The organism is Bradyrhizobium sp. CB1015 (assembly GCF_025200925.1).
Classification (GTDB): Bacteria; Pseudomonadota; Alphaproteobacteria; order Rhizobiales; family Xanthobacteraceae; genus Bradyrhizobium.
This window is the reverse complement of the sequence record NZ_CP104174.1, coordinates 5,702,310-5,722,262: the sequence shown is the minus strand read 5'-3', so window position 1 is coordinate 5,722,262 and position 19,953 is coordinate 5,702,310. Positions and strand designations below refer to the sequence as shown.

Annotated in this window: 17 protein-coding genes and 2 pseudogenes; 9 read left to right on the top strand and 10 right to left on the bottom strand. The window is 64.9% G+C overall.

Features of this window, described 5'->3' with window-relative positions:
* Positions 1–21: 21 nt before the first annotated feature.
* Complete coding sequence (locus N2604_RS26630; protein WP_260371103.1) at positions 22–1,875, bottom strand: alkaline phosphatase family protein; 1,854 nt, start codon at positions 1,873–1,875, stop codon at positions 22–24.
* Positions 1,876–2,536: 661 nt separating this feature from the next.
* Here N2604_RS26630 and N2604_RS26625 point away from each other — a divergent pair.
* Positions 2,537–4,225 carry an IS110 family transposase gene (locus tag N2604_RS26625; RefSeq protein WP_260371102.1) on the top strand — a complete coding sequence of 563 codons (1,689 nt, stop codon included), beginning with the start codon at positions 2,537–2,539 and terminating at the stop codon, positions 4,223–4,225.
* A gap of 58 nt (positions 4,226–4,283) precedes the next feature.
* Here N2604_RS26625 and N2604_RS26620 read toward each other — a convergent pair.
* Together N2604_RS26620 and N2604_RS26615 are read right to left on the bottom strand one after the other, a co-directional pair.
* Positions 4,284–5,549 (bottom strand): annotated as a pseudogene (locus tag N2604_RS26620) (IS1182 family transposase); the annotation flags it as partial.
* On the bottom strand, positions 5,459–5,665 hold the full coding sequence (locus N2604_RS26615; RefSeq protein ID WP_260376431.1) for a hypothetical protein: 207 nt from the start codon (positions 5,663–5,665) through the stop codon (positions 5,459–5,461). The gene N2604_RS26615 and the pseudogene N2604_RS26620, both read right to left, overlap by 91 nt.
* 307 nt (positions 5,666–5,972) lie before the next feature.
* Between N2604_RS26615 and N2604_RS26610 the strand changes: the two genes are divergently transcribed.
* A complete protein-coding gene (locus N2604_RS26610; RefSeq protein WP_260371101.1) occupies positions 5,973–6,422 on the top strand; it encodes a hypothetical protein in 450 nt (149 codons plus the stop codon).
* 1 nt (position 6,423) lies between these two features.
* Here the strand turns inward: N2604_RS26610 and N2604_RS26605 are convergent, their stop codons facing one another.
* Positions 6,424–7,266 (bottom strand): GNAT family N-acetyltransferase, encoded by an 843-nt coding sequence (locus N2604_RS26605; protein WP_260371100.1) that lies wholly within the window; start codon positions 7,264–7,266, stop codon positions 6,424–6,426.
* Positions 7,267–7,381: 115 nt separating this feature from the next.
* Between N2604_RS26605 and N2604_RS26600 the strand changes: the two genes are divergently transcribed.
* The gene (locus N2604_RS26600) at positions 7,382–8,086 is read left to right on the top strand and encodes an SDR family oxidoreductase (RefSeq protein ID WP_260371099.1); all 705 of its coding nucleotides are present in this window, start codon (positions 7,382–7,384) and stop codon (positions 8,084–8,086) included.
* 9 nt (positions 8,087–8,095) lie between these two features.
* Here N2604_RS26600 and N2604_RS26595 read toward each other — a convergent pair whose 3' ends face one another.
* Entirely contained in the window at positions 8,096–9,151 is a 1,056-nt protein-coding gene (locus N2604_RS26595; RefSeq protein ID WP_260371098.1) for a serine hydrolase, read from the bottom strand.
* Positions 9,152–9,523: 372 nt separating this feature from the next.
* Here N2604_RS26595 and N2604_RS26590 point away from each other — a divergent pair, with 372 nt between their 5' ends.
* The 3 genes from N2604_RS26590 to N2604_RS26580 all read left to right on the top strand — a co-directional run bounded on the left by N2604_RS26590 (position 9,524) and on the right by N2604_RS26580 (position 10,880).
* Positions 9,524–9,910, top strand: coding sequence for a helix-turn-helix transcriptional regulator (locus N2604_RS26590; RefSeq protein ID WP_260371097.1), 387 nt, complete (start codon positions 9,524–9,526; stop codon positions 9,908–9,910).
* A gap of 2 nt (positions 9,911–9,912) precedes the next feature.
* Positions 9,913–10,404, top strand: coding sequence for an SRPBCC family protein (locus N2604_RS26585; RefSeq protein ID WP_260371096.1), 492 nt, complete (start codon positions 9,913–9,915; stop codon positions 10,402–10,404).
* Positions 10,405–10,613: 209 nt separating this feature from the next.
* Complete coding sequence (locus N2604_RS26580) at positions 10,614–10,880, top strand: hypothetical protein (RefSeq protein ID WP_260371095.1); 267 nt, start codon at positions 10,614–10,616, stop codon at positions 10,878–10,880.
* A 70-nt stretch (positions 10,881–10,950) separates the two neighbouring features.
* Here the strand turns inward: N2604_RS26580 and N2604_RS26575 are convergent.
* Positions 10,951–11,858: pseudogene (locus N2604_RS26575) on the bottom strand (IclR family transcriptional regulator).
* A gap of 125 nt (positions 11,859–11,983) precedes the next feature.
* Between N2604_RS26575 and N2604_RS26570 the strand changes: the two are divergent.
* A complete protein-coding gene (locus N2604_RS26570) occupies positions 11,984–12,826 on the top strand; it encodes a hypothetical protein (RefSeq protein WP_260371094.1) in 843 nt (280 codons plus the stop codon).
* Positions 12,827–12,855: 29 nt separating this feature from the next.
* On the opposite strand, the gene N2604_RS26565 is transcribed toward N2604_RS26570, so the two are convergent.
* From N2604_RS26565 to N2604_RS26555, 3 genes are read right to left on the bottom strand one after another with little or no spacing between them, the layout of a single operon-like run.
* Entirely contained in the window at positions 12,856–14,067 is a 1,212-nt protein-coding gene (locus N2604_RS26565) for an ABC transporter substrate-binding protein (protein ID WP_260371093.1), read from the bottom strand.
* 43 nt (positions 14,068–14,110) lie between these two features.
* A complete protein-coding gene (locus N2604_RS26560) occupies positions 14,111–14,962 on the bottom strand; it encodes a fumarylacetoacetate hydrolase family protein (protein WP_260371092.1) in 852 nt (283 codons plus the stop codon).
* A gap of 22 nt (positions 14,963–14,984) precedes the next feature.
* Positions 14,985–16,508, bottom strand: a complete 1,524-nt coding sequence (locus N2604_RS26555) for a bifunctional 3-(3-hydroxy-phenyl)propionate/3-hydroxycinnamic acid hydroxylase (protein WP_260371091.1) — start codon at positions 16,506–16,508, stop codon at positions 14,985–14,987.
* Between the two features lie 204 nt (positions 16,509–16,712).
* Here N2604_RS26555 and N2604_RS26550 point away from each other — a divergent pair, with 204 nt between their 5' ends.
* Together N2604_RS26550 and N2604_RS26545 are read left to right on the top strand one after the other, a co-directional pair.
* Positions 16,713–17,861, top strand: coding sequence for an ABC transporter substrate-binding protein (locus tag N2604_RS26550; protein WP_260371090.1), 1,149 nt, complete (start codon positions 16,713–16,715; stop codon positions 17,859–17,861).
* Between the two features lie 33 nt (positions 17,862–17,894).
* On the top strand, positions 17,895–19,079 hold the full coding sequence (locus N2604_RS26545; protein ID WP_260371089.1) for a cytochrome P450: 1,185 nt from the start codon (positions 17,895–17,897) through the stop codon (positions 19,077–19,079).
* Positions 19,080–19,117: 38 nt separating this feature from the next.
* On the opposite strand, the gene N2604_RS26540 is transcribed toward N2604_RS26545, so the two are convergent.
* On the bottom strand, positions 19,118–19,909 hold the full coding sequence (locus N2604_RS26540) for a DNA-binding transcriptional regulator (RefSeq protein ID WP_260371088.1): 792 nt from the start codon (positions 19,907–19,909) through the stop codon (positions 19,118–19,120).
* Between the last annotated feature and the right edge of the window lie 44 nt (positions 19,910–19,953).

Genomic DNA, 19,953 nt, shown 5'->3' with positions numbered 1-19,953 from the left:
GGACGCGAGGGAACGGCGGGGTTATTTCCCCGCCGTTTTTTGTTTGCCGGTGTCCGGCTCGAGACCCAGCGTGCGGCTGGGGAAGCCAGCGGCATCGAAATAACGCTGGCTGCCGACGCGCTGGAAGTTCAGCACGGTGACCAGGCCGCCCTCGGCGGGCTTCGACTTCACCGTGCCGGCATAGGCCTTCGGCACGACGCCATTGGGCATGGCCTCGGACATCACGCGGCCGATCAGGCCGCCATTGTGCGAGCTGCGCAGGCCCATGAGCTGCGCGGCCGTCATGCCGACGTCGGCATTGCTGACCGGAATCTCGTCGACATAGCCGGCTTTGAAGTCCGGACCGATGGCGGCCATGAAGTTCATGGTGTCGCCGCGGCTGAAGCTGCCATGCATGCCCTGGCCCTGGCGCAGCACGGTGTCGGCGACCTGGACCGAGCAGTTGGTCGGCGCCTCGCCGCAATCGCTGGCATAGGAGCGGAAGTTGACGACGATCGACGGCGTCGGGGTCGCCGACTTGCCGCGCAGATTGATGCTCGACAGCGGCAGCGTCCCGGGGAAGCGGCCGAGCGAATCCTCGACGAACAGGCCGGAGACGTAGTCCTGCTCGAGCAGCGCCTTGATGGTCTTAGCGGCGAGCTTCTTGTCCTTGTTCGGCAGATAGATCAGGTCCGAGCCGCCATTGGTGGCGACGACGAGGTCGGGCTTGGTGGGATCCTTGCCGAGCACGCCGTTGCCGGCCTTGGGATGCTTGTTGCCCTCGATCTTTGCGTTCTTGTCGTTGGGATCGAACAAGGGCAGGTCGAGCGCTTTCGCAAGGTCGAGCGCCAGGAAGCCCATCGGCAGGAAGTCCTTGGGCGTGTCGTCATAGCTGACCTTGGCCGAGGGGCTGGTCTTGCTCTCCTTGGAGATGGTCGAGAAGCCGTGGTCGGCCGAGACGATGATGTTGGTCGAGGCCGCGAGCCCGAGTTCGTCAAGCGCCTTGCGGAGCTGGGCGAGGTTATTGTCGGCATTCTTGATGCCTGCCATCGAGGTCGGACCGTTGATGCCGGGCATGATCTGGTTGAGGCTGTCGCCTGTGTTGTGCTGGCTGCCGTCGGGGTCGCGCGACCAGAACACCAGCACGAAGGGCTTGTTGCGCGCCTTGAACATCGGCAGCACCACCTTGGTGGCGACGTCGGCGAAATAGGCCTGCTGCGCGACGTTGGCAACCGTCGTGCCCGGCGTTTTGGCGTCGCCCGCCTTGGAATTGTCGCCGCGCGGCGGGGTGGCGGTGGGCAGGCCGGCCTTGGTCAAAGCGTCCTTCACCTCGTCCGACAGCGCCACGCCGTTCTTGCCGCCGGTGGAATCGTCGAACACGATCGAGTGCAGGCCGGGCTTTTCAGGCTTGTCGGTGTGGTCGAACTGGTAGGTCGGGCCGACCTTGCCGATCGCCGCGGTGCTCAGCCCCTTGTCGCGGGCCATCTTCAGAACGGTCTCCTCGTTGAGGTAGTCGCCCTTAAAATGCTCGTCGATGTCGCCGAGCACGGCGTCGTTCTCGATGAAGGGCACCACGGTGTCGCCGGCGGGCCCCGAGGTGTAGTTGGTCCAGATCGTGTTGGAGAACACGCCGGTGTCGCCGAGATAGTGGCCGGTCGACATCGCCGAGCCGTTGGCCATGGTGAAAGTGGGGAAGAGCGAATGCGGGTTCTTGAAGTTGACGCCCTTGTCGTGGACCTCGGCCATCGCCGGCGTCGCCTCCGGGGTGACCTTCAGCGCGCGCAGACCATCCGGAATGAACAGGATCAAGTTGCGGGGCGTGTTGTTCTGGGCGGAGGCAAGTCCGGTGGACAGCATTGTCAGCCCGGCGGACAGCAACACCAGTGAACGGCGCATCAAGGTCTCTCCTGCAGTGAGGCAAATGGCCGCGCTGGCGGCTCGCAGCTTCGTTTAGTTTCGCTGCATGACGGTTTTGTTACAAGGGCCCTGGACGATGCGGGAGGGCTGGGGAAGGGGAGCGCCCCTCTCTCGTGTCCCGGACGCGCTGCAGCACGTCGTTTGTAGGATGGGTAGAGCGAAGCGAAACCCATCAACGCTTTCTCCGCGTTGAAACATGATGGGTTTCGCAAGAGCTCTACCCATCCTACCACCCCGCAGACACACCTTCGCATCCTCGCGACTTGTTTCGCCCGAGGTTTGTCTTGTGGAGTCACCCTCTGTGAAAAGGGCGCAGGGAAGACCGGGTGCCGGCCGGGCACCCACGGTCCACTGTGCGAAGCGTGTGCTTGAAAAAGCTGCACAGCGGCATACAGGTGAAGCCAAACATCCGGCCTTCCCTGCGCAGTGGGTTGACGGCTTATGTCGTGCTCTTGTGTCCGCAAAATCTGCCAGAATGTGCGAACGGGCGGTTCTCACCAACCGCCCGTCGCTGGATCTGAGCCCGTTCGTGCTCAAAGGCCTGGGAGCCTGACGGGGAGCTAGGGACAGATCCGGTGGGTCTTCCTCAACCCGAACAGTTGCATGGGCTTCGAGCCCGGACGAGCAAGGAAGGGAGTGGATGATGGCACAAAACGATCGCATTGTCGTCGGTATCGATGTGGCCAAGGGCAAGGTGGATGCATGCATCCGCCCGTTGTCGCAACGGCAAACGTTCCCGAGCACCGCAGAGGGGCACCGCAAACTGGTGGCCTGGCTGCGCAAGCACAAAGTAGCCAAGGCGGTAATGGAGGCATCCGGCGGCTATGAGCGGGACTGGGCCAGGGTGCTGCGTCAGGCTGGCATCGAGGTGCGGATTGTCGATCCCAAGCGCGTGCGCAGCTTCGCCCGATCGGCCGGACGGCTCGCCAAGAACGATACGATCGACGCGGAGATGATCGCCTGGTTCGCCGAGACGTTCGACGAAGTATTGGACCAGATCCACGATGCCGCACGCGACGAGCTGGCGGCACTGGTCAAAGCGCGCAAAGCCCTGATTGATCTGAGGACCCGCCTGCAAAGCCAGAACGAACATGCGGTGCCGGGAGCGGTTCAGAAAGCCCACGCTCGCGTCTTGAAGGGCCTCGACATCGAGACGGCCAAGATCGAGGACGCCATCACCGCCACGATCAAGGCCACACCGGCATTTGCCAAACGCGCCGAGATCATCGAGAGCGTGCCGGGTCTCGGCGATGTGGCCTCTGCGGTCCTCCTTGCGGGCCTCCCAGAGCTCGGGACGGTGCGCGAGGAGGTCGCTGCCGCGTTGTTGGGAGCCGCTCCTTATGACGACGACAGCGGCAAACGGCGTGGTGAGCGCCACATCAAGGGCGGTCGGCGCTGGGTCCGCAACGCCCTCTACATGCCCTGTATCGGCGCAGCCACCCAGAGCAACCCGGTGCTCAAGGCCTACTATGAACGGCTGATCGCCAAGGGAAAGCTGAAGAAGGTTGCAGTGATTGCCTGCATGCGCAAGCTGATCGTCATTCTCAACACGATGATTGCACGCGGCGAGAAATGGGATCCCCCCGCTACGCGTTGCGGTGAACTGATCGAGCGCGCCTCCATGCGCCCGGTCCCGGACCGAGCGCATGCCAAGCCGACAGACCGGCGAGCGGACGGGGTCAAGGCCGTCAGCCGCCGAAGGCGGGGGCGCGTCTTCGCGCCAGCCTTGAGGCCGGCCGATCGGCGGTCTACTTCAGCACAGTTGCTCCCCGGGGAGCGATGCACTATTGCCCCCGTCGCCTTGCGGATGACTGACGCTGCGGGCCCGGTCGGGCCGCCACATCACCGCAAGACTTGGCGCACAGACCCCGGGCGCCAGGACGACACGATTTTGCCGTACGCGAACCGCACCCGGCGTTGGCACGAGGTCTTCGCTCACGGCTCTCCGCCCTGCGAAGCTTTTCGCGCCGATGTGGCCCGCGTCCACCGCCGCCCGGCCCGCGTTCGTGACGATCGCGATACGCCCCTCTTCCTTGGGCCGGAGTACGCGACACATACGCCGTTTCCGAATTTCGGTAAAGCGGAATATTTTCGGCCGATCGTGTTGACCCAGCGCTCGCGTGTTTTGCCCGTCGAGGCTGGGCAAGAATTGGTCGTTGGCGGGCTCATGCCGGAACGAAGCGGCCGATTTGGAGCGGCGGTCGGATATTGGTCCAGAGAGGCTCTGGAGCAACCAGGATGTGCTGGAGGAGGGCTGCGAAGATACATTGGCAAACAGCAAGCCTCTTTGCGAGGGCAGCCAGAAACCCGTCAAATCCAAGGATGTTGAGCGCACGGGTGAAATTGTAGCAGAGCGCCATCAGGCTCCATTCGCCGCGGACCTTGTCGAAGCCGCGGACCAGGAAATGACGATAGCCGGCACGGCATTTGAGCGTGCCAAACGGATGCTCGACAATCCCCGAACGACGACGCATCAGCTCGCCCGCACCCTGCATCCGTGCGCGGTGGCGTTCGAGAACATCTTCATGCTCCCAGCGACCAATGGTCCGGTAGGTGGTGGTCGGCGAGAGACAGCGGACCTTGAGCGGGCAGCTCCTGCAGATTGCTACACGGGCCGCGTAACGGATCTCAATGCGGCCGCTGGTGTTCTTTTGCCTGCTCTTGAACGGATGCAGCGGCTGGCCCGCAGGACAACGGTAGGTGTCGGTTGCACCATCATAGTTGAAGTCCTTGAGCGCAAAGCGGCCTTGCTTCTCGAGCCGCGCGCTACCTTCGGGCAGCGGTACATAGGCAATGATACCCTCGTCCTCGCAGGCCTTCAGTTCGACACTGCTGTAATAGCCCTCATCGGCCAGCGCCTGCAGTGTCTCGGCTCCAAGAGCCTTTTTGGCCGCCTTGGCCATCGCAGAGAGCTGTCGAACATCACTGCTGTCGTTGACTACCTCACTCGCGACAATGAGCTTGTGCTTGTCATCAACCGCGGTCTGCACATTGTAGCCTGCAATGCCCTGACCATTCTTGACCAGAAGCCGGGCGTCCGGATCCGTCAGCGACATTTGCGTCTCGCCACTCTCTTCCAGCCGAGCCAGATCGGCCTCGGCACGTGAACGCTTCGCCATCAGCGCCGCGACCTTCGCAGCGATATCACCGCCATCTCCTCGACCATCACCGTCCGCGCGATCCTTCCCCGGCTTCTTGGCCTCTGCCGCATCATTGTCTTCAACAGACTTGCGGTAAGCCTCGATCTCCTGGTCCAGCCTCGCGATCTGCTCGCCAAGCCGCTTGCGCGTAAAGATGGAAGCCTTGCTGGCGTCGCCGTGGAACAGGGAACCATCAATCGCTACGATCGTGCCGCCCACAAGCCCAAGCTCCCGAGCCAGCAGCACGAAGCTGCGGTTCGCGGCCTTCAGCGCCTTCCAGTTCTCCTTGCGGAAGTTGGCAATCGTCCGATAACCCGGCTTCAGTCCCTTCAGCAGCCAGATCAGCTCCAGATTGCGGCCAGATTCCCGCTCTAGCCGTCGCGACGACCTGACCTGGTTGATGTAGCCGTAAAGATAGAGCTTCAGCAGATCGGCAGGATCATACGGCGGCTGCCCGAGTCCGCGCCACGATCCGCGTGGCCGAAACCAAGCTTTGCAAGGTCGAGCGCGCAAACGAAGCTCTCGATTGCCCGCACCGGATTGTCCGGCCCGACATAGTCCTCAATCCGCGCAGGCAGAAGACTGGGTTGCTCCCGGCTCTCGCCGGTCTTGAATGTGCGATTCGCCATAAGACGAATCCTACATCAACTCTCAAAAAACGACGTTCTTGCCCAGCCTCGTCGGGCAGCGCAAGGGGTAGTGGCCGCAACCAATCAATCCGGCGCGGTCTGCGCCCGTGGATTGCTGGATATGGGGGCGCGCGCGGAACGAAGTCGCTGAAACAGACGGGAATTCCGGGCGTTCCGCCGCACCCGGTTCCCGGCTAATTGCGTGCCTTAACCAATAATTAATTATACGTTTGCGGGTGGGCGACAGCCCGGACTAGCCTCCGGCGGGGAGCCGCTTTCGCAAAGCCAAACGAGTGTGGTGCGTATCATGATTGCCAGATCACATGGGGCGTTGGTCGCCTCGCTCAGCGCAGCTGCGCTGCTGCTCAGCTCCAGTGACAGTTTTTCCAGACCCGCTGGCGCCGCAGCGCCAGGCGTTGCAGCAGCAGCTGCCCCGCCGGCTGCGGCACGTCCGCCCATTGGGCCGGGCGCCCGGTTCCACCGCCGCAGCGCGCCGTGGGTCTACTGGCCGGGCGGCGGCGGCTACCTCTACGACGGCGCCGGCTACAGCCAGCCCTTCGCCGATATGAACCAGTCGCTCTCCGCCGATGTTCGCTACACCTACACCTATGATGTGCCCTGGGACTGGACGCATCGCTATCCGCCGAACGTCGTGCCGTCCGATCGGCCCTATGTGCCGAGCTGCCCGACGGAGCAGGTGACGGTGCCCGGCCGCGGCGGCAGCGAGCACACCGTCAACATCATGCGCTGCTACTGAGCTAGCCCAGCTCGAAGCTGGTCACGCCGAAGACGCGGTCGAGCCGCAGCGGCGGGATCGGCCCGGTGTACATCCGCGCCGTCTCGAACACCGGCTCGAGGCCGAGCTCCTCGGCGAGCGCGATTGCGGCGGGATTGACGGCGGGGACGTCGAGGAAGACCTCGCCGGCACCTACGCTTCCGAGCAGGGCCTGCACCACGTCATCCGCGGCCGCGCGGTCGTCGGCGACGAGCGGGCCGATCTTGTAGCCTGTCCGGCAGGGACGGATCACGCCCCATGCAGCGAGCCTGCCGTCGCGCAGCAAGGCGTGGCCGACGTGACCTCCTGTGTTGATCCAGGCGCGCAGGAAGGCGCTGCGCGCGGCGGGGAAGACAGTGGCATCATCGGCGTCAACGAGCGCAAACGGGATCTTGTCGAGCGCGCCGACGTCAGCGGACGGCTTCACGGATGCCGCGACGGTGCCGCCATAGCGGATGTTGGCGTAGGCGAGCTGGAATCCGGACTTCTTGTAGTTCTCCTGCTGCGCCACCACGCCGTCGAGGCCGATCACGCGCCCGCCCGCATGCGCGATCGCTGCGTTCCAGATGCGCAGGCCATGGCCGGCGCCGCGTAAGCGCTCGCGCACGATGTAGAAGCCCAGAAAGGCGAAGCGGTCGTCGTAATTGACGCAGGAGACGGTCGCGACCGGCTCGCCGTCGATCTCGCCGACGAAGAAGCCTTCGCGATCGGGGATCGCGAAGCAGGCGGCATCCGCCAGCCCCGGATTCCAGCCCTCCGCCGCGGCCCAGTCGATGGCGAGGGCGATTTCGTCGGGGTGCAAATTGCGGATCTGCAAATCACTCATTTCAAGCCGCTCATGATGGAGGCCTTCGGCCATGGACCTGCCGACAGGTCCGGCTGTAGAAGGCCTCATGATAGGCCTAGCCAGCGGCTCGCCTCAACTGAAGGGATCATCGGTCATGGCAGCAGAGAAGGTTGCGCTCGTTACCGCCGGCGGCAGCGGCATGGGGGCGGGGGCTGCGCGGCGGCTGGCGGCGGACGGGTTTCGCATCGCGATCCTGTCGTCCTCGGGCAAGGGCGAGGCGCTGGCGGCCGAGCTCGGCGGAATCGGCGTCACCGGCTCGAACCAGTCGAACGACGACCTGAAGCGCCTCGTCGAGGCTGCGATGGCGAAGTGGGGACGGATCGACGTGCTCGTCAACAGCGCCGGGCACGGGCCGCGCGCGCCGATCACCGAGATCACCGACGAGCAGTGGCACACCGGCCTCGACACTTATCTCCTCAACGTGATCCGTCCGACCCGGCTGGTGACGCCGCTGATGCAGGCGCAGAAGGGCGGCGCCATCATCAACATCTCGACCGCCTGGGCGTTCGAGCCGAGCGCGATGTTCCCGACCTCGGCGGTGTTCCGCGCAGGGCTCGCCGCCTTCACCAAGATCTTCAGCGACACTTACGCGGCCGACAATGTCCGCATGAACAACGTGCTGCCGGGCTGGATCGACAGCCTGCCGCAGCAGGACGCGCGACGCGACAGCGTGCCGATGCAGCGCTACGGCAAGGTCGAGGAGATCGCGGCGACGATCTCGTTCCTGGCCTCCGACGGCGCGGCCTACATCACCGGCCAGAACATCCGCGTCGACGGCGGGCTGACGCGCTCCGTCTGAGCGGCCCTCTCAATGTGGGGCTATGAGCCGCGCCAGTTCCGGCAGGATCTTGTAGCGGGCGATCTCGTGCGGATATTCGCCGCGATTGGCCAGCAGGACGATACCGATCCGCCGCGCCGGCACCAGGCCGATATAGCCGGAGGCGTTGTTGAGCCCGCCGGGCTTGTCGACGATGGTGACGCCCGGGAGGCGCACGGTCTCCCAGGCCATGCCCTGTCCGAATTTTTCGTCGACGCGGAAGGCCTCGCGCTGCGTCATCCGCAGGGCTTCGCGCAAATGCGGATCGATCGTGCGGCCGTCGACGCAGGCCGCTACGAACGTTGCGAGGTCGCGCGCAGAGGAGAACATCTGCCCGGTGCTGGCGAAGTCGAAATAGCTCTGCTGGTTGGCGACCGGGCCGATTGCCGTGCCCTGATCCGAGTATCCCTGAACCACGCGCTGCATCCAGGCCTCGTCCATGACGGCGCGATTGTCCTCACCGCTTTCGGGAACGCAAGTTGCGGTCATGCCGAGCGGAGAGAGGATGCGCTGTTCGAACAGGGTTGCGATCGGCATGCCGTAGCGGCGCTCGAGCACGAGCTGAAGCAGCACATAGCCAGCATGGGTGTAGACGCGTTGCCGGCCGGGTGCGATGCCGGGGGCCGGCGTGAAGGTGTTCAGCATCGCGATGAACTGCTCACGCGTATACTCTTCGTTCGGCCAGGGCGGATGATCGGTCGGGAGCAGCAGCCCCGACGTGTGTGTCGCCAACTGGGCAACAGTGACGTTGCGGATGTAGTTGCCGTTCAGCTCGGGCAGGTATTTCGGCAGATGATCGTCGAGCCGCAGCTCGCCGCGCAGCACGCCGAGCGTCACGAGTGTGGCCTCGAACGGCTTTCGCAAGGAGGCGAGGTTGAACAGCGTGTCGGGCGTCACCGGCCGCCTGGCGGCATCATCGGCGAACCCGTAGCTGAAGAACTCGACATGGCGGCCGGCATAGAGCGCGGCGGCGAGGCCGCCCGCATGGTCCGGCGTTGCGGTCGGCGCCAGCGCGCCGGCGACGATGTCGCGCATCTGCGCGATCATGTCGGAATCCGCGGAGGCACGGCGCGGGCAAAGCGCCATCGCAACCGGAACCAGCGCGGCTCGGGCGAGAGCCCGTCGGGTGAGATATGGTGAGGTGACAATAGGCGGCACGCGTCCCGACTTGCGATGATGCGCCCCGGCCTGCTCTTTAACGGCAAGTGCCCCGTATCCCAATTCACAATCGCGCGTTGCGGGTTCCGCGTGGTGGGCCTGTAGCCCGGATGGAGCGCAGCGTAATCGGGATTCGTGCCGCGGATGAAGCGGCCCCGGATTGCGCTGCGCTCCATCCGGGCTACGGCGCCACAAAATATGACTTAGCCAGTTGGCTAACAATAATTGACATTGGGACCATGTCGCCCTATAGTTAGCTTTATGGCTAACCAATTATCCGGTCTCGACCAGATCTTCGCCGCGCTTGCCGATCCGACGCGGCGGGCGATCGTAATGCGGCTCTGCGCGGGCGAGGCGTCGGTCGGCGAGCTCGCCGGTCCCTTCGACATGGCGCTGCCGAGCTTCATGAAGCACATCCATGTGCTGGAGACGAGCGGGCTCGTTCAGTCCGAGAAGTCCGGGCGCGTCCGCACCTGTCGTCTCAGCGCGGACGCGCTTGTCGGCGCGGAGGATTGGTTCCAGCAGCAGCGCGCGGTCTGGGAAGCGCGGCTCGACCGGTTCGAGGCCTATGTGATGAAGCTCAAGAAAGAAAAAGAAAGGGCGGCCGCCAAGCGGCCGTCCCGAACAACCAAACGGAAAGGTTCCTGATCATGACGAGTTCTGCCAATCCCGCTTTGTCGCAATGGTCGCTCGACCGCGAGATCGTGATGTCGCGCGTGATCGACGCGCCGCGCGATCTGGTGTTCGAGGCCTGGTCCGACCCGAAGCATCTGCCGCAATGGTTCGGCCCGAAGGGATTCAAGGTCGAGACCTTCGAGATCGACGTCCGTGTCGGCGGCGTCTGGCGCTTCAACATGATCGGGCCCGACGGCACCGTCTATCCGAACCGGATGCGCTTCCGCCGCATCGAGCGGCCGTCGCTGATGGAGATGGATCGTGGCCTCGACCAGGACGACGATCCCGGCATGTTCCGCTTCACCGTCACCTTTGCCGAGCAGAGCAACGGCAAGACCGTGCTGATGATGCGGCAGCTGGCCTCGAGCACCGAGCAGCGCGATGGCATGATCGGCTTCGGCGCCGTCGAATACGGCTACCAGACGCTCGACAAGCTGGCGGCCTATGTGGCGGGGATGAAGCGGTGATGCAAGGTGATCGTTTGGAGCATTGATGTATCGCATCATCCCGAACGACGGGTAGCCAGCTGAGCGCGCTCTGGATTCATCCTTCAGCGGCTTGAACATGCGATACGGCTCGGGCGGACAATTCGCCGGGGCCGCATTCACGCGCGGCACTGCCGGTTCCCTCAGGCGGGAGCGGTAGGAACTATCGCTGCGATCAGGCTTTGGCAGTGATGACGCACATCATCTTCAGCGACTACCGCAATCCCGCGGCGGAGCAGGCCTACGAGATCGCCTGGGACTTTCTGGTGCGGACGGGCGCCATCCGCGACGAATTCGACGCCTGCGTGTTCCTGGCGCAGTGTATCACCGTGATGGTCGAGGAGGGACACACGAACCGGATCCGCATGGCCAACCGCGCGATCTCCGCATACCAGCGGCATGCCGAGGAACGCGACGATCTCATCCGCGGCGGCGGCCGCTACGCCGAAGGGCGTTGAGCGCCGGCCAAGCGGCTCGCGCGCCGCGCTCCTTGCCGCGCGGCTGAACTCCTCGGCCAGCGTGTGATGGTCATGACGGCCTCCCGGAGATGGGGCGCCGGCGCGATCGGTCATGTCCTGCGCTCTTCTTGTTTTGCTTGCGCGTCTCGGCCGTCGGCACCGCCGCTCCGACCATGGCCCGCACGCTGTCGGCGAGCGCCGCAATGCGCGGACCGATTTCGCCCTCAAGCTGCCCGGGCTGGAGCCGGAAGGCGGGGATGCCGCAATTGATCGAGAACGATTGCTTCGATTCGCTGACATGAAACAGCGGCGCGGCGACGGCATGGATCGAGGCCATGTACTCGCCCCAGCAGGTGCAGAAGCCGCGGCTTTTGCATTGCGCGATCCCGGCGCGGTATTTGTCACGGACCGTCGACCACAGGCCGGCATCTTCGGCGGCGAGATTGCGTTCCAGCCGGTCTGCATCGGCGGGCGGCAAGGCCGCCGCCGCGGCGCGGCCGCGGTCATCACGACGGGAATGGGCATGCCGATATCGGGCACGTGCGGGCCGACATCGCCGGAGCGCGCGGTCTCGACATAGATCATCGATGTCGCGTCGAGCAGGCCGATCGAGACCGTGCCGCGGACGCTGTGCGCCATCTCCTGCATCATCGGCCGTGCCACTTGGCGGAATTGCATTCCGGCGAGCAGAGGATGCGCCATGCGCAGCGCCCGTGCACCGACGCGGTACTTCGATCGCTCGGCGTCGTAGCGGAGATAGCCAAGCTCGGCCAGCGTATGGGTCAGCCTCGCCACCGTCGGGCGCGGGATACCCGTCAGCGTCGACAACTCCATGTTGCCCAGCAGCGTGCTCCCGGCCTTGAACGCCTCGAGCACGACGAGCCCCTTTGCCAACGTCGTGGCGAAAGCGGGGTCGTCGGCGCTCTCCGCCAGCACGGCTGCGGCGGAGGAGAGCGGACGCTGCGATCCCTGTCCCACGCTTTTGCCCGTTGTGGGCAGCGCTGAAACGACAGGGCACACAGATTTTTGTCGTGATTGCATGCCGTTCTGTGACAGGATTATTACGACGACATGTCAGATCGATAAATTTTGCGGAGCGGTTCATGTTGCAGTGGCAGGCGCGGTCAAATCCCCTCGCGTGGTGGTGGGGATCCCTCACGCTTGTGAGCAGCGCCAACATCCTCGTCTGGTTCATGCTGTACCGTGAGTTCTACCCGACGGTGGCGGGCAGCGTCGGCGGCGGCTCGGACATCGGGCTGATGTTCCTGCTGTGCGCCGGCTATGTGTTCGGCTGCGCCTTCCGTTCGGTGCTGCCGCGCGCCGACGTGCAGCGCATCTGCCTGTTCGACACCTGGCTCTCCAGCGTCTTCGTCGGGCGCTCGGTCGCGACCGTGGCCGAGGTCTGCTTCGCCGCGCAATGGGCGATCATCCTGCATCAGCTGGGCACCATGACCGGCGCCGAGACGGCGGTGAACATCGCGTGGGTGATTGTCCCGGTGATCGTCATCGCCGAGTGCTTCTCCTGGTACGCGGTGGTCACCACCAATTATCTCTACAACGCGATCGAGAATTCGCTGTGGGCGGTGACCTTCTTGCTCGCCGGCATCGCGCTGTGCCGCCTGATGCCGGAATTCCAGGGCGTGGTGCGCTGGGCGCTGATGTCGGGCATCGTCGGCATCGCCTGCTTCCTCGCCTTCCTCGTCACCGTCGACGTGCCGATGTATCTCAGCCGCTGGCGGGCAGGGCACGCCGAGGGCGGCAGGTTCTTGGGCCTGCTCGAAGGCCTGCACGACGTCGCGACGCGCTGGGTGGTGACCCACGACATCGCGCATTGGAAGGGCGAGCTGACCTGGATGTTGCTGTATTTCAGCGCGGCGGTGTGGTCGAGCCTCGCGCTCTGCGCGCTCTATGCGATGGAAGGCTATCTGGCGCGCTATCTCGCCTGACGATCAGTTTGAGGTGCTTTCTAAGCGCGTTACTTACCGACCAGGCTGCATTTGCTGCGATCGAGCGGGCGGAAGGCCTGGTCGGGCGGGATGGTCGCGACCAGCTTGACGAAGTCCCACGGGCCCCTGGATTCCTGCGGTGTCTTGACCTGCACCAGATAGAGATCGTGCACCATGCGTTGGTCCTCGCGGATGCGACCGTTGGTGGTGTAGGCGTCCGACACCGGCGTCGCCTTCATTTTGGCCATCGCGACGGCGCCCTCGTCGGAATCGGTGTCCTTCACGGCTTGCAGATAGTGGCGCACGGCGGAATAGACGCCGGCCTGGATCTGCGAGGGCATTGCCTTGCGGCGAGCATAAAACGCATCGGAGAATTTCCGGGCTGCCGGCGAGACGTCCTCCAAGAAGGAGGTGACGATGAGATCACCGCGCGTCGCCTTGAGCCCAACCGCCTCGATGTCGACGTTCTGGAACGACATCGGCACAATCTTCATGCCTTGGCTGGCGAGGCCGAATTCCTCGGCCTGCTTGATCGCGGTCGCGTTGTCGCCGGCAACGTTGATGGCCAGGATCTTGGCGCCCGACGACTGCGCCTGAAGCAGGAATGAGCTGTAATCGGGCGTGCCGAGCTGCGCCTTGACGCTGCCGGCGACCTTGCCGCCGAGCGCGGCGATGCGCTCGCGCGCGGTCGCCTCGATCGAATGGCCGAAGGCGTAGTCGCCGGTGATGAAGAACCAGGGCTCCTTGCTGGTCTGCATGATGCCGGAGACCACGGCGGTCGCCGTGGAATAGGCATCCTGGGTCCATTGCACGCTGGTGGGGGCGCACGCTTCATCGGTCAGCTGGTTCGCGCCGGCGCCGGAGATGAGGAATATCCTGCCGTTGCCGCGCACCAGCTCCTGCACCGCGAGCGCGGCGCCGGAGCTGCCGCCATCGGCGATGGCCTGGACCCCGTCGCTGAACCATTTTCGCGCCAGGGACGCGGCGAGATCCGGCTTGTTCTGGTGATCGGCCTGCAAGATCTCGATTGGTTTGCCGTTGATCTTGCCGCCGAACTCATCGGCGGCCATCCGCGCCGCTTCGACCGAGCCCGGGCCCATGGCGGTCGCGAACACGCCGTTCATGTCGGTGAGGACGCCGATGCGGATGGCGTCGCCCTTGATCTCGGCCCGCGCGGCGGAGCCCGCGAGCGCGATCGTGATCAGGAGAGCGACCGCGGAGCTGGTGCGGGTCGTGCCCATTGAGGTTTCCTCAAGTTTATCGTTGATTGATCGGTCTTGGCGGTCAGGCCGGTTCGGCGATCACCGTGTTGCGCAAGGTGCCGATGCCGGAAATCTCGACTTCGACGGTGTCGCCGGGGCGCATCCACAGCGGCGGCGTGCGCTTGGCGCCGACACCGCCCGGCGTGCCCGTGACAATGACGTCGCCGGGCACGAGCGGGCAGATCGTGGAGATGTAGGCGATCAGCTCGGGGATGGCGGTGATCAGGAGATCCGTCGTGGTGTCCTGCACGACATTGCCGTTCAGCCGGGTCTGCAAGGTGAGCTTTGACGGATCCGGAATCTCGTCCGTCGTCACCAGCCACGGGCCGAAACTGCCGCTTTCGGCAAAGGTCTTGCCCGCGAGGAATTGACTGGTGTGGCGCTGCCAGTCGCGGATGCTGCCTTCGTTGTAGCAGGAATAGCCGGCGACGTAGTCGAGCGCGCGGCCAGGGGGGATGTGACGGCCCGCCTTGCCGATGACGAGCGCGAGCTCGCCCTCATAGTCGAAGTCGTCGCTCGCCCTCGGCTTTACGAGGGGCTGGAGATGGCCGACCTGGCTACAGGCAAAGCGCGCAAACAGCGCTGGCTTTTCGGTGACAGTGCGGCCGGTTTCGGCCACGTGATCGCGATAGTTGAGGCCGACGCAGATGATCTTGCCGGGATCGGGGATCACGGGTGCGAAGCTGACCTTGTCGAGCGTATGATCGGGCGCCGCGGAGGCGGCCAGCCTTGCCGCCTCGGCGAGGCGACCGGCTTCGAGCAGCTGCCGCAGCGTGGTGCACCCCGCCATCCGCGCGCCGAGATCGACGACACCGTTGTCCTTGACGGCGCCGAAGGAGAGGCGTCCGTCCACAATGAATGAGAGCAGCTTCATGAAATGTCCTTGAGAGGTTCGGTCAGGCCGCGGAGGGCACGTGGGCTGAAGGAATTTGGGTTGGAGGCGCGATGACGGCGATGAGACGGTCGAGCTCGGCCTCGTTGCGGGCGGTGCCGCGGATGTAACGGTCGGGACGAACCAGTGCGGCGATGATGCCTTGCTCGCGCAGCCAAGGCTCAAGGCCGTTGGCATCGTCGCTAGTCAGGATCTTGATCCCTGCCTGTAAAAGCGCGGGCCGCGATGAGAGTGTCGCCGCCGTCTCGGTGAGCAGCAGATGGTGATAGCCGGTCCGGTCGTCGCTGCGGCGTCCGTCGCTCAGCATGAATTGCGGCGCCAGGTGTCCGGCGAGCGGCAGGTCGCCGAACCCTAGTCCGGGGCCGAGCAGGGGCTTCTTCACTTCCAGCTTGACCGGCGCGTTCTCGCGCGCTTCGCCGGCAGCAAGGCCGGCCTCGATCGCCTTGGTGTTGATGACACCGCCGAGGCGAATGGCGAGCTCGATGAACTCGCGCACATGCGGCAGGCGTTCGCTCTGATAGGTGTCGAGCAGATCGGGCGCGGCGCCGTCGCGGATCACGCTCGCCAGCTTCCAGGCGAGGTTCGCGGCATCGCGAATGCCGGCGCACATGCCCTGGCCGAGAAAGGGCGGGGTCTGGTGCGCGGAATCGCCCGCGAGCAGCAATCGTCCGTTCCGCCATTGCTGCGCGATGACCGAATGGAAAGTGTAGACCGCAGCGCGCTCGATCTCGGCATCGTCGGGCGTGATCCAGCGCGATAGCAGCTCCCAGACCTTCGCCGGTTGTGCGGCCTCCTGCGAATCCTCGTCCGGGAGAACCGTGATCTCCCAGCGCCGCCGCGTGCCGGTGCCGCGCACGTAAGTTGCGGGCCGCCTGGGATCGCAATGCTGGAGGCTGTAGTCGCCGAGGTCGTCGCGCGCGCGCTTGAGCAGAACGTCGATCACCAGCCAGCGCTCGTGGAAGCCGAGGTCGTCCATCCCCGAGCCGATGAAGCGGCGCACCAGGGAGCGGGCGCCGTCGCAGCCGATCACGTAGCGGGCGCGGACCTCGCTGAGCCTTCCGTTGGAGAGGTCTTCGTAGCGGACGCGCACGCCGTGCTCGTCCTGATCGAGCGCGAACACCTCGCAGCGGTTGCGCAAGGTGAGGTGTGGCCAGCGGGCGAGGCCGCCGATCAACACGTCCTCCAGATCCGGCTGGTGGAAGCGGTAGCTGAGATGCCAGCCCATCGGCGTCAGCGTCTGCGGACGGGACCAATCCAGCAGCATGCGGCCGGCTGCATCGAGAAAGAGCATGCCGGGACTGAGAAGGACATGGGGCAGGATCGCCTCGGCAAGCCCGATGGTCTGGAACACGCGCATGCATTCATCGTCGAAATGCACAGCCCGCGGCAAATGATAGGTCCGTGCCTCGCGCTCCAGCACCAGCGTCCGCACGCCGCACAGGCCGAGCAGGTTGGCAAGCGTGGCGCCCACCGGCCCGCGGCCGACGATCACGACGTCATACTCTTCAGGGGTGGATTTATCTTGCATGGGGCATCTTTTCCCCAGGCAAGGCCGGTCCTTCAACGCCGGCGTGCCAAGTGTCCGCCCAGCGGACGGTCTCCTCCAAAACCCGTGTTGTCCGCCAGTCGGACATTTCCGCAATCGCGCTACTTCGAGCCGGCCTGCCTTGGTTAGTTAGGATCAGGAAAAAAAGTGCAGGTTGTCGATTGAGGCAGCCGCGGAGGAACGACGATGCTGAAATGCGCGGGAGTGGCCTGCCTTGCGATCCAACTGTTCGTGGCGCCCGCTTCGGCCGCGGACATCAACGTGGGAATTCTGCTGTCCACGACCGGTCCGGCCGCGGCGATTGGAAGTGCGGAGCGCAACGGGACCAGCTTTGGCGCGACCGAAATAGCAGGCCACAAGGTTAACTATCTGTTTCTCGACGAAGCCTCGGACAGCACTGCGGCGGTCGCAGCGATGCGGAAGCTGTTTCAGGGCAGCAGCATCGACATTCTCGTCGGCCCGACCACGACGCCCGGATCTTTCGCGGTTATCGATCCTGCGGTCGAATACCGGCTTCCGGTCATCACGCTTGCCCCGGTCAACGCCCTGGTGGCGCCGGTCGATGCGCGGAGGCGCTGGATATTCAAGACGACCACCAACGACGATCACGAAGCCGCGCCGTTGTTCGCACACATGAAGAAGAGCGGCGTCAAGAAACTCGCCCTGATCGGTTTCGGCGATTCCTATGGTGACGCCTGGAGCAAGGTCGGTGCGGAGATGTGCGCGGCGGCGGGGATCGCGCTCGTCGCCGACGAGAAATATGCACGGACCGATAACACTGTCGTCGGGCAGATCCTCAAGATCGTCGCCGCCGATCCCGATGCCGTCCTCATTGCGGCCTCCGGTGCGCCCGCGGCGCTGCCGCTTCTTCAGCTTCGCGAGAAGGGATTTGCAGGCAAGGTGTACGGCACGCTCGGCGCCACTTTCGGAGATTTCCGGAAGCTGACTGGCGCGCAAGGTGACGGCATCTTCGTGCCGCTGAGCCCGGCAGTCGGCGCCGCCTCGTTGCCGGATGGCCATCCCGCCAAGCAGGCTGCGCTGGAATTCATTCAGCGCTACGAATCAAAGTTCGGTCCGGGAAGCCGCAACATCTTTGCGGGATCCGCCTACGATGCTCTGCTCCTGATCGAACGCGCTGCACCGGCTGCTCTCAAGGTGGGAGCGCCTGGGACCGCCGAATTTCGCGAGGGCCTCCGCAGCGCGATCGAAGGGCTCCGAGGCCTGGCCGGCTCCCGCGGCGTCTACAATTACGGTCCCAATGACCATACCGGCCTCGACCAGAGCGCGCTGACGCTTGGTCAGCTCCAGAAGGGTGAATGGGTGGCGGTGCCCTGAGGTGGGCCTCGGTTCGGTGAGGGAGAACAGAGGATGCCGGCCAATCCCGGACAACCTGTCTATGATGTCGATCTCTACAGCGACGAGGTCCTGCTCGATCCATACCCGCACTACAGAGCCCTTCGCGATCTGGGCGCTGTGGTCTGGCTGCCGCGTAACGGGCTCCATGCGATGGCCCGCTTCGACGACGTCCGCGCCGCCCTGCGAAATCCGGCCGTGTTCTCGTCGGCACAGGGAGTTGCCGCCAACGACCACGTCAACAACATCTCGCAAGGCACCACGCTGGCGAGCGATGCGCCCTTGCATGATCGCCTTCGCGCGATCATAGCGGCCCCTCTGCTGCCGCGGGCTCTGGAGGAGATTGCGCCGCAGATCAGGGCGGAAGCCCACCGGCTTGTCGACGATCTGGTCGCCCGCGGCGCGTTCGATGCGGTATCAGATCTGGCTCAGCACCTGCCGCTGACGATCGTCTCCGAGCTCGTGGGGCTGGAGGATCATGGTCGCAGCAGCATGCTGCGCTGGGCTGCTGCGACCTTCAACGTGCTCGGCACCATGAATGCACGGGCCTGCACGGCTTTGAAGGACGTCCAGGAGATGCGCGCCTATCTCGGCGGCGAAGAGATCAGGACTCGTCTGCGGCCCGGCAGCTGGGGCGACCGCGTCTTCGCCGCTGCGGACCGAGGCGAGGTCGAGCCCGAGCGCTGCGCGGTGCTGATGAGGGACTATCTCGGCCCGAGCCTTGATACGACCATCTTCGCGACGGCCAACCTGGTCTTGCTGTTCGGCCGGCATCCCGCGCAATGGGATCTGGTCCGCAACGATCCGGCCCTGATCCCGAACGCGATCAACGAGGCGTTGCGGCTGGAATCTCCCGTCCGGGGATTCACGCGCTATCTCGCGGCCGATGCGACGATTGCAGACCTGGCCATTCCGCGCGAGAGCCGGCTCCTGCTGCTGTACGCGTCGGCCAATCGCGACGAGCGAAAATGGCAGGATCCGGAACGCTTCGACGTGACACGCCGCGCCAACGACCATCTGGGCTTCGGCAACGGGACGCACATGTGCGCAGGCCTTCATCTGGCCCGGCTGGAGATGACGGCACTGCTCGAAGCCCTGGTGAAGCGTGTGGCCTGCTTCGAGATCGGGGAACCCGTGCTGGCGCTCAACAACGTGCTGCGTGGCCTGGCTTCCTTGCCGGTTCGGGTGAAACGCGCATAGCCCGCGCCTTGTCGATCCCTGTCATCGGAGTTCCGAGTTCATGCTCCGACGTCGATGGCTGCCGCGGCGCTGCGCATCGGATCGACAAAGGTTGCGATGGCTTCCTCGATGCCCAGCGCCGAACGGATCCAGATGATGGAGATGCAGCCGAACACGGCTCCACCCCGCACGATCGGGACGGCTATCGAGGCCGTCTTGGGATTGTATTCGCCCTCGCTTCGGATTGCGTAACCTCGCGCGGCGGTTTCGGCGATCATGCGGTCGAGCCGGCCCTGGTCGAGGAACGGGCGATCGTCGACCTCATCGATGCGGCGGAGATGATTGAGGATGAGATCGCGTTCGCGCGCAGGGCAGGCGGCGAGATAGGCGCGGCCCGCAGACGTACGCAGCATCGGCAGGCGCTTGCCGATCATGCCGCGGTCGATCGAGAGCGGGCTGCGAGAGTGCGTGGTCTCCTGCACCACCATCGCCGCGTTCTCATACGTGGAGAGATCGACCGGCCAGACCAGCTTCTTGCTGAGATCGGCGAGATAAGGCGCCGCCGCCTGGCAGATCACCACGCCGGGATCATAGCCGTCGCCGAGGCTTAGGGCGCGCCGGGTGACCCGAAATCGGTCGTCGCTGGCGCTGCGGGCGATATAGCCGAGCTCCTCCAGGGTTTCGAGGAGGCGGTAGACCGTGGGGCGGGGCAGGTCGAGCGCGCGGGCGACGTCGCCGGCGCGGATGCCGCCGGAGCGGTTGACCTCGTGCAGCACGTCGAGCCCGCGCTTGAAGGCGCGGACGCCCTCAGACTGCCGCGGCTGGCCGTTCCGCGTCCGCTCCTTGGACACTTGCTATTTCCTCCCTTGTGGCACATCCCGGCGCGCTTATTGTC